This window comes from Psychrosphaera sp. HA2-10 (genome assembly GCF_055693745.1).
Window position 1 is genome coordinate 111,585 of record NZ_CM146341.1, and the last position, 12,386, is coordinate 123,970.

Annotated in this window: 14 protein-coding genes; 6 read left to right on the forward strand and 8 right to left on the reverse strand. The window is 39.9% G+C overall.

Features of this window, described 5'->3' with window-relative positions; genetic code table 11:
- Positions 1–21: 21 nt before the first annotated feature.
- Positions 22–1,083 (forward strand): mechanosensitive ion channel family protein, encoded by a 1,062-nt coding sequence (locus tag ACZ1GV_RS00485; RefSeq protein ID WP_472674766.1) that lies wholly within the window; start codon positions 22–24, stop codon positions 1,081–1,083.
- 4 nt (positions 1,084–1,087) lie between these two features.
- On the opposite strand, the gene ACZ1GV_RS00490 is transcribed toward ACZ1GV_RS00485, so the two are convergent.
- The 8 genes from ACZ1GV_RS00490 to cyaY all read right to left on the reverse strand — a co-directional run bounded on the left by ACZ1GV_RS00490 (position 1,088) and on the right by cyaY (position 8,291).
- Entirely contained in the window at positions 1,088–2,308 is a 1,221-nt protein-coding gene (locus ACZ1GV_RS00490; protein ID WP_472674767.1) for a heme biosynthesis HemY N-terminal domain-containing protein, read from the reverse strand.
- The gene (locus ACZ1GV_RS00495; RefSeq protein WP_472674768.1) at positions 2,305–3,597 is read right to left on the reverse strand and encodes a uroporphyrinogen-III C-methyltransferase; all 1,293 of its coding nucleotides are present in this window, start codon (positions 3,595–3,597) and stop codon (positions 2,305–2,307) included. The genes ACZ1GV_RS00490 and ACZ1GV_RS00495 overlap by 4 nt, the downstream gene beginning before the upstream one ends.
- Before the next feature lie 7 nt (positions 3,598–3,604).
- Positions 3,605–4,465: a uroporphyrinogen-III synthase gene (locus ACZ1GV_RS00500; RefSeq protein WP_472674769.1), complete on the reverse strand. Its 861-nt coding sequence runs from the start codon at positions 4,463–4,465 to the stop codon at positions 3,605–3,607.
- 4 nt (positions 4,466–4,469) lie between these two features.
- Positions 4,470–5,411, reverse strand: coding sequence for a hydroxymethylbilane synthase (gene hemC, locus ACZ1GV_RS00505; protein ID WP_472674770.1), 942 nt, complete (start codon positions 5,409–5,411; stop codon positions 4,470–4,472).
- Between the two features lie 87 nt (positions 5,412–5,498).
- On the reverse strand, positions 5,499–5,930 hold the full coding sequence (locus ACZ1GV_RS00510) for a DUF2914 domain-containing protein (protein WP_472674771.1): 432 nt from the start codon (positions 5,928–5,930) through the stop codon (positions 5,499–5,501).
- Between the two features lie 11 nt (positions 5,931–5,941).
- Positions 5,942–7,114, reverse strand: a complete 1,173-nt coding sequence (locus tag ACZ1GV_RS00515) for a vWA domain-containing protein (protein WP_472674772.1) — start codon at positions 7,112–7,114, stop codon at positions 5,942–5,944.
- A gap of 3 nt (positions 7,115–7,117) precedes the next feature.
- A complete protein-coding gene (locus ACZ1GV_RS00520; protein ID WP_472674773.1) occupies positions 7,118–7,954 on the reverse strand; it encodes an AAA family ATPase in 837 nt (278 codons plus the stop codon).
- A 22-nt stretch (positions 7,955–7,976) separates the two neighbouring features.
- Positions 7,977–8,291 (reverse strand): iron donor protein CyaY, encoded by a 315-nt coding sequence (cyaY, locus tag ACZ1GV_RS00525; protein ID WP_472674774.1) that lies wholly within the window; start codon positions 8,289–8,291, stop codon positions 7,977–7,979.
- A 71-nt stretch (positions 8,292–8,362) separates the two neighbouring features.
- Between cyaY and lptM the strand changes: the two genes are divergently transcribed.
- The 5 genes from lptM to xerC all read left to right on the forward strand — a co-directional run bounded on the left by lptM (position 8,363) and on the right by xerC (position 12,315).
- On the forward strand, positions 8,363–8,560 hold the full coding sequence (gene lptM, locus ACZ1GV_RS00530; protein WP_472674775.1) for an LPS translocon maturation chaperone LptM: 198 nt from the start codon (positions 8,363–8,365) through the stop codon (positions 8,558–8,560).
- An 82-nt stretch (positions 8,561–8,642) separates the two neighbouring features.
- Positions 8,643–9,893: a diaminopimelate decarboxylase gene (gene lysA / locus ACZ1GV_RS00535; protein ID WP_472674776.1), complete on the forward strand. Its 1,251-nt coding sequence runs from the start codon at positions 8,643–8,645 to the stop codon at positions 9,891–9,893.
- Between the two features lie 13 nt (positions 9,894–9,906).
- Positions 9,907–10,737: a diaminopimelate epimerase gene (gene dapF, locus ACZ1GV_RS00540; RefSeq protein ID WP_472674777.1), complete on the forward strand. Its 831-nt coding sequence runs from the start codon at positions 9,907–9,909 to the stop codon at positions 10,735–10,737.
- The gene (locus tag ACZ1GV_RS00545) at positions 10,734–11,390 is read left to right on the forward strand and encodes a DUF484 family protein (RefSeq protein ID WP_472674778.1); all 657 of its coding nucleotides are present in this window, start codon (positions 10,734–10,736) and stop codon (positions 11,388–11,390) included. Before dapF ends, ACZ1GV_RS00545 begins: the two co-directional genes overlap by 4 nt.
- A 4-nt stretch (positions 11,391–11,394) precedes the next feature.
- The gene (xerC, locus tag ACZ1GV_RS00550) at positions 11,395–12,315 is read left to right on the forward strand and encodes a tyrosine recombinase XerC (RefSeq protein WP_472674779.1); all 921 of its coding nucleotides are present in this window, start codon (positions 11,395–11,397) and stop codon (positions 12,313–12,315) included.
- The last annotated feature ends 71 nt before the right edge of the window (positions 12,316–12,386 follow it).

Here is a 12,386-nt window from a genome sequence, read left to right on the forward strand (position 1 = left end):
ACAACAGGAAGATTTGTACACGTGAACGCCATTAAAGACTTTTTTAATCCTGAAAACATTTATTTTATTGAATTAATGACATTAACAACGACGGCCGTTGTGTTACTCATTTTGCGCGCATTAAAAAGTAAACTTTTATCTCAACCGCAAAATAAAATTTTTGGCGCTACGTTATATTCTGCTTATTTACCCGCTAAGACATTTTTAATCGCGTTGATGCTGTGGCACTCACTTAAACTGATCAATCAATTTTGGGTTTTAAAGTTAGGATTATCTGAGTTTCCTGTTATATCTTTGTTGATAGCCGTGCATATGAGTTGGTTTGGCTTCAGAGTTGTAAATACACTTGAGTTTGCCTTTTTAGACTCGACAGAAACAGGGCGATTAGATCAAACTGCTATTATTGGTGTTGCTAAAGTTTGTCGCTTGCTGTTAATGGTAATTTTAGCCATTGTTGCCTTTGATTTGTTGGGCTTAGACGCCAGTGGTTTAATCGCTTTGGGCAGTGTCTCCGGCGCCGCCTTAGCATTTGCATCAAAAGACCTTGTATCAAACTGGTTTGGTGGGATCATGTTGTACATGGACAAGCCATTTAAAGTGGGCGACTGGATATGCTCACCAGATCGGGAAATTGAGGGAACGGTCGAGTATATTGGTTGGCGAATTTCAAAAATACGAACATTTGATATGCGTCCGTTATACGTGCCAAATGCAATGTTTAATAATATCGCCGTGCAAAACCCATCAAGAATGACGCATCGACGTATAAAAGAGACGATTGGCGTGAGGTATGATGATATTAAGCAAGTTAACAATATTGTTGAAGACATCAAAACTTACCTAACAAACTCAACCTTAATTGCGCAAGATCAAACCATAATTGTTAACTTTAATGGCTTTGGAACATCAAGCTTAAATATTTTAGTTTACTGCATGACAGTGACTACTTCTTGGGTCACGTTCCATGAACACAAGCACATAGTGCTTCTCGCTATTGCTGATATTGTTGAACAACACGGTGGAGAATTTGCGTTCCCGACACAGACTCTGCATGTAAATCCAGAGCCTGAAATATCGCGTTAGCCAGTTATAACGAGTGATAAACCTCTAAGCTTTTTTGTGTTTCGCCCAGCAGTGCCAACTCTTGGGCAAATAACTTAGTATCGGTTGCATTGTTTTGGCTATACACAACTTTTTGTAAAGCTTGTTTAGCCAGTTGGTGATCTCGTTGTCCTGCGGCTAAATAACCGAGTATAGTTAATAGCTCTTTATCATCTGGTGCGTTTAGCAAATGCTTTTGAACACGAGTAAATAACAAATCCATTTGCACAGAATGATTTAACTCGTAGTAACGACGAACAATATTCAAAATAAATACATTATTAAGTACTTTGCGTTGTTCTAAGATGAGCGCTTCAACCTTGTCTGATTGTTGTGCTTTAGAAAGAGCTGACAGATAAGCAAACAGCAAGGCAGGTAGTTGGCGATTATGCTTATTTAATGTTTTCCACGCTTGTTCAAGCTGATTTAACGAGTGCAGAGAAACAAAGGAAGAAAAACCACGTTCGAACCATTTTGTTAACTGGGCTTGCCAGTTATCAAAGGCGTGCTCGGAGCTTTGCTTTTTAATCTGTTTATTTACTTTTGGCAACATTTGGTCAACTTCAGACCAATTATGTCGATAGATATTGATCTCCAACCATAATTGTTGAAATGCTATAGACTGCTTTAATACCGGAAGGGCCATTGTATCTAATAGCTTAGCCGCATGGTCGTAATCCTCCGATTGGCAAGCAATAACAAGTTGAGAAAATGGGACCTCAGACTTATCAAATGTAACGCTTGGTGCTTTACTTAAATCGCTCAGCTTTAACTTTTCTTGAACCTCTGCAGTTACTTTTTTATTATTTGCGTGTGCAGCACAAACTAAACTCAGTGCGCGAGCTGAGTCAATTCGGTCACTACGACGAACTTTTAAAAACTCTTCAGCTGCTAAATCCCACTGACCTAGTGTCATTAGGTTTAAGCCATTTTGATAGAAGCTAGTGCTTTTTTTTACGTGAAATTTTTGCCACCACTTACTCGGCCAAATTAGCATTAAGAATAAATACTGTACTGCTTTTATAAGAATATAAATTGATACGGCGACAATCAGAAGGGCGACTAAGACTTCAAACACAGAGCCCTCAAGAGTCCAACTTGCAAATGAAATGAGCACATAACCTTGCTCATTCACTAAGTTTGGCGCAAAAATAAGAGCACAAATAATAAGCGCAAAAGCGATAGGTCGTTTTAACCACTTACTCATTGATTTTCTCCCTCAACCATTTGTAAGTTCATTTGTTTTGCAACATAAGTCTTTAGTAAAGGTTGCGCTGTAAGTCCTTGCGGTAAACTTATTTCTACCTTTTTATCTTTAATTGCATCTAACGTAGTAATTACAGATGTAACGGCAGGGTCCGATAAATCAAAATATTGGCGTAACCAAGCTGAAGATTGCGCGATAGATGCTACGTAAACTGTTTGCTTATTGTTTAAGCTGGCATTTTGTGCGGCAAGTAATTGGCTTGTTACGTTTGCTCTAACATACCAACGTTGCTTCGGTGGCAGTTCAGGCTCGATTGGCGTATCGCGTCGCGTAATTGTGACAAAGTTACCCATAAAGCGCTCCAAGCTATTGGCTAAATTGGTTTTCCAATCACTTACGTCGCTAGACACCTCAGGTTTTTTCGTTTCAGCGATAGGCTCCGGTGTGTATTTTCGAGCTAGCGGCAAAGTTTGCATCTGACTGATAACGCCAGATAATGCCAAAAATGCCGATTCTGTATCCGGTTGAACAATTGCATTGAGCGTCGCAATATCTTCGCTAATCGCAGTTCTTAAATAGAAAACGCTAGGATCTTGCATAGCCGCAAGTCGCACATTTGCAGAAAGTAGCAATTGCACCGCTGTTGCACTGTCTTTTTCAATCAATAGACGATGTTCGGCCAAATTAACAAGATATAAGCTTTCCGCGGCCAACCAGGTATTTGGCTGACTTTGACCGAGTTCTTTTATTCGATTATTTAAGCTTTGTAAACTTCGTTGTGTGTTTAACACGAAGTCATTTCCGCGTTGCTGATTTAACTGCAATTGGGCTAGATTGTCTTGGACCGTTTTTAATGTATTGCGAGTCTGTTGATAACTTTGCTCGGCGAGTGTTTGAGTTTGCTCAAGACCTTGTTTTTGTGTTTGCGTAAATATCTGCGCTTGCCACCACAAATAACCAGCTGCGGTTATTGCCACTAGACTGAAAATAAATGCAAAAAATGCTAACCAACTAAATGACTTTTGGTTTATCGGCGATTGTTTTTTATCAGACTTATCATCTGTTGGAGGTGATGACAGCGCAGGTGTGACTGCCACTGACGGCTCGGCTTTTTCCTCTCGTTCAGCCTTTTCCTCTCGTTCAGCCTTTTCCTCTAGCTTAGCTTTCGCTTTTAGCTCGGCCTCCAATTGTTCAATTTCAACGCTGGCTTGTGCCGTTTTTTGGTCGGCTGATAATTCAGACTTATTGTCCGACTTGTTTGTTTTATTCTTGTCCTTGCCTTGCGCCATAATCGTCTCACTTCGCCAATCGTTGAATGCTATTGATAATAGAAGAATTATTCATTTGTTCACAGATATATATTTGAGAATCATCGATTCCCTGTGCCAGCAAATATAACTTTATTCGTTGGCTAAACACCAGCCATTGCCATCTATTTAAAAACTCATTACGACTCAGGCTTAAATTATCAGTGTGGTGCTCGTTATAATTATTAATCAGGGCCTGAACTATCGCCTCAGCAATATCAACACTAGTTGCTAGTAATATTGATATTTGTTGCCACTGATCACTGATCGTTGAAAAGGTGTTCTGAATCCGTTTGTAAAGTGACCACTCGCTCACAGTATAGCCTCTTTTTAATAGAGACGACTTAATTAGCTCTCGGCCATTATCGCCTTTAACTATGATCACTCGTTCGGAATCTACCGCTCGTTCTTCTCGATTATCTGAGCTCATCACCAACTGCTCATTAGACAATTCAGGGAGCGCAAGTAGGCCTTCACTATCACTTTGTTTTGGATAATATATGCTGTCGATATTTCGATTGAGTGTTTGTGCAAGTTGCGAGGCAGTGCCTTCACCGACAGCAAAAAGCTGTTTGTGCTTCTGAGCAAGGCTGAAAAGTTCACGATCACTTTTAATTATTTGATAAAAAGCATCGACGGCATTTCGACTTACAAAAATAAATTTAGTACGTAAACATCGTAAAATTTGAAGGTCTATGTTTTGCTCGTGAGTGAGTTCAATACCCACGCCAGGTATATAAATAGAGGAAAGGTTCGCTTTCGAAAGAGTTGCATCAAGTTCCTCGCCCATGGGAGCAGGGCGAGTATTTAAAACGTGTATTTTTGTTGCAGGCTCATTGAGAGCGCTCATAAGACTAATCCGCGTTGTACACTTCTTTTAATATAACGTCAGCGCCTTGCCCTAGCAGTAGCACAGCTAATTCTTGACCAAGTTGTTCTGCGTCGTTCACATTACCGCTAATTTGGTCTCGAATAATAGTTTTACCATCTAAACTACCGACCAAACCTTTAAGCGTTAATATCTCACCTTCTATTTCCGCATAACTGCCTATTGGCACCTGGCAACCGCCCTCTAAACCTCTATTCATTGCTCGTTCAGCTAAAACTCTTGCTCGTGTAGGCGCATCTTCAAGAGCAGATAGTAATTCTTTTATTTCAGCGTCATCGCTGCGGCATTCAATACCTACAGCACCCTGACCATTTGCGGGAAGTAACAATTCTGTTGGTAAATACTGCTTAATACGGTCAGGCATTTCCAGTCTAATTAAGCCTGCAGCGGCAAGAATAATTGCATCATATTGACCTTCGTCTAGCTTACGCAAACGCGTATTCACGTTGCCTCGTAAGTCTTTAATTACTAAGTCAGGTCGCAATGACTTTAGCTGACACTGGCGACGTAATGACGATGTGCCAACCACCGCGCCTTCAGGTAACTCATCTAAAGTTGGGTAAGTGTTACTTACAAATGCATCACGAGGGTCTTCTCTGACACAAATTGTGTTTAGCATTAATCCGTCTGGAAATTCAACAGGCACATCTTTCATCGAATGAACGGCAATATCCGCTCGGTCCTCTAACATAGCTACTTCGAGTTCTTTCACAAACAAAGCTTTGCCACCAATTTTAGCGAGTGGAGTATCAAGGATTTGGTCGCCCTTTGTAGTCATTGGAACTAAGGTAACTTTTACCGAAGGGTGTGCAGCCTCTAGTTGATCTTTTACATAATAAGCCTGCCACATTGCTAACGCACTTTCGCGTGTGGCAATTCGAATTTCGGTCACTGAAGTTTGGGTCATAAATTAACTGCTAAAGGTTGGATTAATAAGAAATGTTGTCGCTAAGACTACCAGTTTTAACGACATTTCTAAATACTAATATACGGCTTAGTATGTAAACGTTGCGCTTGATAACACTCGGTTTTGCTGATCGATGACTTCAACCAACCAACTACCTCGTAAACCAGCAAACAAATTTTTACTTGAGTAGGTACGCCAACGGTTTGAACCAATATTAAGCGATACTTCTGCTTGTACTTGGCCCTCTAAACTCCAACGGTGAATAATCGTTTGGTTAGCAAGGCCAGTTACTTCAGTAAAGAAAAAGACTTTATTGAGATCACGACTCAGCGCTGTTGCATTCAGGTTGTCAACCGGTTCTCGATTTTCAACATCACTAGTAATTACCGCTCGTTGAATAAACTGATTTTCAACTGATTGAGTTTCCGCTTGCGATGCATAGGCAATCTGAGAGCAGAATATGCTGAAAAAGAGCAACGAAAATGTGCGTGCAACAAAAAATAAACGTTTTTTAAGCATGTTTTTTTATCCTAACTTAAATGTTTAATTGCTCGACCAATTCCATCAACTGTTAACGGAAACATCTGATCTTTTACTATTTGCTTCATTAAACCGATTGAAGCGTAAAATGGCCAATGTTGTTGTTCTTGTGGGTTTAGCCAAGCGACTTTATCAAAGTGCTCAAGTACTTTGTTCATCCACTCAACACCGGGTTTTTCATTCCAATGCTCAACTGACCCACCGGGCATCATTATTTCATAAGGGCCCATAGTGGCATCACCAACAAAAATAACTTTGTAATTGCTGCCATAAGTTCTTAACAATTGATCAACGGTGAGACCTTCGTCATATCTACGATTGTTATCTTTCCATACTTGTTCGTACAAACAGTTATGAAAATAAAAGAATTCTAAATGCTTAAACTCTGTGTGAGCCGCTGCAAAAAGTTCTTCGCAGATATGAATATAATCGTCCATAGAACCGCCTACGTCAAAAAACATCAATACATTCACCGCATTGTGCCTTTCTGGTTCGGTTTTTATATCTAGGTAACCCGCATTATTGGCCGTGGCTCTAATGGTTTGTTTAATATCTAACGTTTCTGTGCTGCCTGTACGTGCAAATTTGCGTAGTTTTTTTAATGCCAGTTTTATGTTTCTTGAACCTAACGCATTATCCTTGTCTAGATTACGGAACTCACGTTTGTCCCAAACCTTAACCGCTTTTCTGTGGCGACTTTCGTGTTGGCCAATACGTACACCTTCTGGATTATAACCATAAGCGCCAAAAGGCGAGGTGCCACCAGTGCCAACCCACTTATTGCCGCCGGCATGACGCTTTTGCTGCTCTTTTAAGCGCTGTTTTAACGTGTCCATTAGCGCATCTAATCCGCCTAATGATTTAAGCTTGGCTTTATCTTCGTCACTAAGTTGTTTTTCAAACTCTTTTTTCAGCCAGTCTTCCGGAATAATATGCTCGCTAAGGTCAATGTTTTGCACACCTTCAAAATAATCGGCAAAGGCTCGATCAAAACGATCGTAATGCACTTCGTCTTTAACAAGGATTAAGCGAGAAAGATGATAAAACTCTTCAACATTAGCAAAAATAACGCCTTTTTTAACCGCTTCAATTAGGTCTAACAATTCCTTTAATGAAGTGGGAACTTTGTACTTTTTTAGAGTTAGAAAAAAATCTATAAACATAGACTAGCTTTTTCTTCGGCTCATAAAGGCCAGTTTTTCTAATAACTGTACGTCTTGCTCATTTTTAAGAAGCGCGCCGAACATCGGTACAATGCTACTATCTTTATCGAGTAAAACTTGCTGAGATACATCATCGGCAATTAACAATTTAAGCCAGTCAATTAATTCTGACGTTGATGGTTTTTTCTTAAGGCCATTTAAGTCACGTAAATCAAAAAACACCTCAAGCGCTTCTCTTAATAAATTTGCTTTCACATCTGGATGATGAACATCAATGATCTTTTTCATTTCTTCGCGTGTTGGAAATTGAATGTAATGAAAAAAGCAACGACGTAAAAAAGCATCTGGCAATTCTTTTTCGTTATTCGAGGTAATAATTACGATAGGGCGCTGTTTAGCAACAACTTGTTGTTGCGTCTCATAAACAAAAAACTCCATTTTATCGAGCTCTTGAAGCAAGTCATTTGGGAACTCAATATCTGCTTTATCAATTTCGTCTATGAGGAGTATCGGGCGTTTTGTTGCATCAAACGCCTGCCACATTTTTCCCTTTACAATGTAATTGCCAATATTATGGACACGTTCGTCGCCTAGTTGACTATCACGCAGTCTAGACACCGCATCATATTCGTATAAACCTTGTTGGGCTTTAGTCGTCGATTTGATGTGCCATTGAATTAGTTCTGTATCGAGCGCTTTAGCCAATTCTTCGGCCAGTTGCGTTTTACCCGTACCTGGCTCACCTTTAATAAGCAATGGCTTTTCTAACGTAATCGCTGCATTTACTGCTAAACGAAGTTCGTCAGAAACAATATAGTTCTCAGTTCCGTTAAAGACCATGTTACCTCTGTATGATATTAATTTAGTTAAATGAAATGGGGGTGCCGGCTTGTTTTGAGCCTGCGTCATTTAATAGCGTAAATAATTCAACGTCAGTGCGATTGTCTATCCATAGGCCATCTTTATATTCAAAGTGGTGACCGTTAAATTTAGTGGCTACCCAGATTTGGTGCAATGGTGCTTGTTTATTGATAATGATTTTTGTGCCGTTTGGAAAAATCACTTCAAGAATGCCACCGGCCGTTTCATAATCAAGGTCAAAATCGATGTCATCGATACTGTCCTGAAGCTGATTTAAAAGGTCATCGGCTAATTGATGATATTGACTGTCATTCATTGAGTTTCCTACTTGCAATTACGAATTATGATGCGATTATAGGCGTCAAATAGAATAGATACAGTAAAAACATGAATAGTCGAAGTAAATCCAGCTTTTTCAATGTCTCTCACTTTGTTGCCATTACAATTTTGGCGAGCTTTTTATCTGCTTGTGGGCAAAAAGGGCCACTGTATCTACCCGATCAAAAACCGGTGAAGCCTGACGTTGCTAAAGAAGTCCCGACTGTTCAGAACAATCCGTCACCTACATCCAATAAAAACCAATAATCGCGCGTAGTTAGTATACTAAAACGAAGTGATTATCGATTAAAGTATTTAAATTTAGCCAACAAAATAGAGCACTTGAAACGTGGATTTTTTTAATTTTACCAACCGTCGTCTGCTTGCTGAGCAAGTTGATTGTCAGCACATCGCGGAACAATTTGGCACGCCTTGTTTTGTATATTCAAAATCAACCATAGAGCGTCACTACCTCGCGTTTGAAGACGCCATGAAAGGGTACCCTCATTTAATTTGTTATGCGGTAAAAGCCAATTCCAATATTGCTGTTCTTAACGTTTTGGCAAAAATGGGCTCAGGTTTTGATATCGTTTCCGGTGGCGAGCTTGCTCGAGTGCTAAAAGCCGGTGGTGATGCCAGTAAAGTGGTATTTTCAGGTGTTGGTAAAACCGTTGAAGAAATAAAGTTTGCATTAGAAGTCGGAATAAAATGTTTTAACGTAGAATCTGAAGCAGAGCTAAAACGCATAGCGGCAGTCGCGAAAGAACAAAATAAAGTTGCGCCGATCTCTATTCGTGTAAACCCAAATGTTGATGCCGGAACACATCCTTATATTTCTACTGGCTTAAAAGAAAATAAGTTTGGGATAGAGTTAGAACAGGCTATGCCATTATTTGAATGGGCGAATCAACAACCGTCACTGAACGTGCAGGGTGTGGATTGTCATATCGGCTCGCAGTTAACAGAAATAGCGCCTTTTTTAGATGCACTTGATGCGCTAATAAAATTAATAGAAGCACTAAAGACTAAAGGCATCTTATTAAGTCACTTGGATTTGGGCGGCGGTTTAGGTGTGCCATATAACGGTGAAGTTCCACCTCACCCACGCGAATATGCAGCAGCCTTGATGTCAAAGTTAAAACAATATCCAAATTTAACGATTATCTTTGAACCTGGTCGCGCGATAATGGCAAATGCCGGCATATTATTAACAAAAGTAGAGTATTTAAAGCAGAATGCAGATAAAAACTTTTGTATAGTAGATGCAGCGATGAATGATTTGATTAGGCCTGCGCTTTATTCTGCATGGCAAAAAATTGAGCCTATTCATCAGCAAGACTTAGCTACAAAAGTTTATGATGTTGTTGGTCCTGTATGTGAGACTGGCGACTTTATTGGTAAAGAAAGAGAGCTCGCTGTAGTAGCGGGTGATATTTTGGCAGTTCGCTCAGCGGGTGCCTATGGTTTTACAATGAGTAGCAACTACAACTCACGTCCTCGTGCTGCTGAAGTTATGGTCGATAACGACCAAGCTCACTTAATAAGAAAGCGTGAAACAATAGAGTCATTGTGGCATGGTGAATCGGTAATCGCCGATTAAATTGGAAGATAGAATGTTGTTAAATTTTACAAAGATGCATGGTTTAGGGAATGACTTCATGGTGGTAGACGCCGTGACGCAAAATGTATTTTTGTCCAAAGATCAAATAAAGAAACTGGCAGATAGGAATTTTGGTATTGGTTTTGACCAGTTGTTAATGGTGGAGCCACCTTACGATCCCGATCTTGATTTTCATTACCGTATATTTAATTCCGATGGCAGTGAAGTTACCCAGTGTGGGAATGGTGCTCGATGTTTTGCTCGATTTGTTCAGTTAAAAGGATTAACAAATAAATCAGCCATTAAAGTCAGCACTAAATCTGGCAACATGGTTTTATACCTTGAAGGTGAAGACAAGGTGACTGTGAATATGGGACGGCCTATATTTGAGCCAAAACAAATTCCATTTGTTGCAAATCAACAAGAAAAAACCTATTTATTAAAGACTAGCCAAAAAACCGTGATGTCAGGCGTAGTATCTATGGGCAATCCGCACTGCGTGATGGTCGTAGATGATTTAGATCAAACTGACGTGCTTGGACTTGGTGCAGAATTAGAACAACACGAACGCTTTCCTGAGCAAGCAAACATCGGCTTTATGCAGATTATAAATAGTGAGCATATCAAGCTTAGAGTATATGAAAGAGGCGTTGGTGAAACATTGGCTTGTGGAAGTGGTGCTTGCGCCGCAGTAGTCGTAGGTCGAATTCAGGATTTACTTGGCAGCAAAGTTCAAGTAGATTTACCAGGTGGTAGCTTACATATTCGTTGGCATGATGAATCATCTCCGGTTAAGATGACTGGACCTGCGCAATATGTGTTTGATGGACAAATACACTTATGAGTAAACTGGTCACCCCGAATTTAGATGATTTGGTTTTAGATGCGGATTTAGTAAAGGAATACCTAGAGCAAAATCTAGACTTTTTTGCTAAGTATCCAGACTTGGTAACACAACTGCAGATCACACATGTTTCTCGCGGTGCAGTTTCCTTATTGGAAAAACGCCAAGAAATGCAGCGCGCTAAAATCACACAAATGGAAGAAGAGCTAACCACGTTAATTGGTAACGCTCGGGTGAACGAAGTTATTTTTAAAGCAATCAGTGAAATTTATATTTCGCTGGTGGGCTGTCAAAGCATTCAGCAACTGGAAGATATTGTTAATCGTATCTGCCAAGAGCATTTATACCTAGTTCAATTTAGACTGCTGCAACCTCAAGACGAAGCTTATCTTCACTTACAAGCAAAACTAGGCAACAAAGGTACCTTTTTAGGTCGAGTATCTACAGAATTGATGGATATTGTTTTTGATGACGTCGCGAAGTCGGTGGCGCTAATCGAAGTGGTACATGAGTCGGAAGACGCTGAAGAAATTTTTGGTATTGCTGTGTTTGGCGCCAAAGAAGCAGATCATTTCCAGCCACAAATGGATACGTTTTTTATTCGGGAACTTGCTAGGCTATTAAGTCGTCATTTTGTTCATTTAGTTCGTTAATGTAATGGTGACAAAGCTGGGTCATGTTCCTGAATCACTTGGTACACCATTGCAACGTTACTTTGGTTACTTAAAAAATGAGCGTGGATATTCTCGTCACACGCTTTCTTCTTATCAGCGCACCTTGTCTAATCTAGCCCAGTTTTTATACTCACAAGATGTTTTGTTATGGCGCGCCGTATCGGCAGAAACGTTAAAGTTGTGGGTATTAGAATTTCGTAAAGCACAACTTAAGCCAGCCTCAATACAAGCAAAAATTTCCAGTGCCAAAGGTTTATTTAAGTTTTTACTACAAAAACAAATAACGGACACAGATCCTAGCGAGTTGCTTACAGCGCCAAAATCAGGCCGAGCGTTACCCAAAAATCTAGCGGTTGACGAAATGAATTTGTTGCTGTCATTTGTACCAGAAACGACAATTGAATACCGAGATAAAGCCATACTAGAGCTGTTTTACAGCAGTGGATTACGACTTTCAGAGTTGGCTACATTAACATTATCCAGTATAGATTTAGACGATAAACAAGTGCGAGTGCTTGGTAAAGGCAATAAAGAACGAGTATTACCTGTAGGAAGAATGTCGATACAAGCGCTAAAAGATTGGTTGAAATATCGTAGCGAGTTTAATAAACACCAAATTGATGCTTTATTTATCAGTAAGCTGGGTAATCCAATTTCAATAAGACAAATCGATCAGAGACTCAAGTATTGGGCTCAACATCAAGGCGTTCACGATGTTGTTCATCCTCATAAATTGCGACATTCGTTTGCTAGTCATATGTTAGAGTCCAGTGGTGATTTAAGAGCTGTTCAAGAGTTGCTTGGCCATCAAAATTTATCGACTACTCAAATATATACACACCTCGACTACCAGCACTTAGCATCTGTTTACGACAGTGCGCACCCCAGAGCGAAAAAAAAGTAATAATATTATAAATGAACTAATGGCATAACAAACTATAATTACTTGCACAATGCGCCATGCCCGCTTACAAA

Bases quoted from the DNA above. Each gene is read 5' to 3' on its own strand.
- ACZ1GV_RS00490 (WP_472674767.1), bottom strand. From the start codon at position 2,308: ATGAGTAAGTGGTTAAAACGACCTATCGCTTTTGCGCTTATTATTTGT.
- ACZ1GV_RS00495 (WP_472674768.1), bottom strand. From the start codon at position 3,597: ATGGCGCAAGGCAAGGACAAGAATAAAACAAACAAGTCGGACAATAAG.
- ACZ1GV_RS00500 (WP_472674769.1), bottom strand. From the start codon at position 4,465: ATGAGCGCTCTCAATGAGCCTGCAACAAAAATACACGTTTTAAATACT.
- hemC (WP_472674770.1), bottom strand. From the start codon at position 5,411: ATGACCCAAACTTCAGTGACCGAAATTCGAATTGCCACACGCGAAAGT.
- ACZ1GV_RS00510 (WP_472674771.1), bottom strand. From the start codon at position 5,930: ATGCTTAAAAAACGTTTATTTTTTGTTGCACGCACATTTTCGTTGCTC.
- ACZ1GV_RS00515 (WP_472674772.1), bottom strand. From the start codon at position 7,114: ATGTTTATAGATTTTTTTCTAACTCTAAAAAAGTACAAAGTTCCCACT.
- ACZ1GV_RS00520 (WP_472674773.1), bottom strand. From the start codon at position 7,954: ATGGTCTTTAACGGAACTGAGAACTATATTGTTTCTGACGAACTTCGT.
- cyaY (WP_472674774.1), bottom strand. From the start codon at position 8,291: ATGAATGACAGTCAATATCATCAATTAGCCGATGACCTTTTAAATCAG.
- lptM (WP_472674775.1), top strand. From the start codon at position 8,363: ATGAATAGTCGAAGTAAATCCAGCTTTTTCAATGTCTCTCACTTTGTT.
- dapF (WP_472674777.1), top strand. From the start codon at position 9,907: ATGTTGTTAAATTTTACAAAGATGCATGGTTTAGGGAATGACTTCATG.
- ACZ1GV_RS00545 (WP_472674778.1), top strand. From the start codon at position 10,734: ATGAGTAAACTGGTCACCCCGAATTTAGATGATTTGGTTTTAGATGCG.
- xerC (WP_472674779.1), top strand. From the start codon at position 11,395: ATGGTGACAAAGCTGGGTCATGTTCCTGAATCACTTGGTACACCATTG.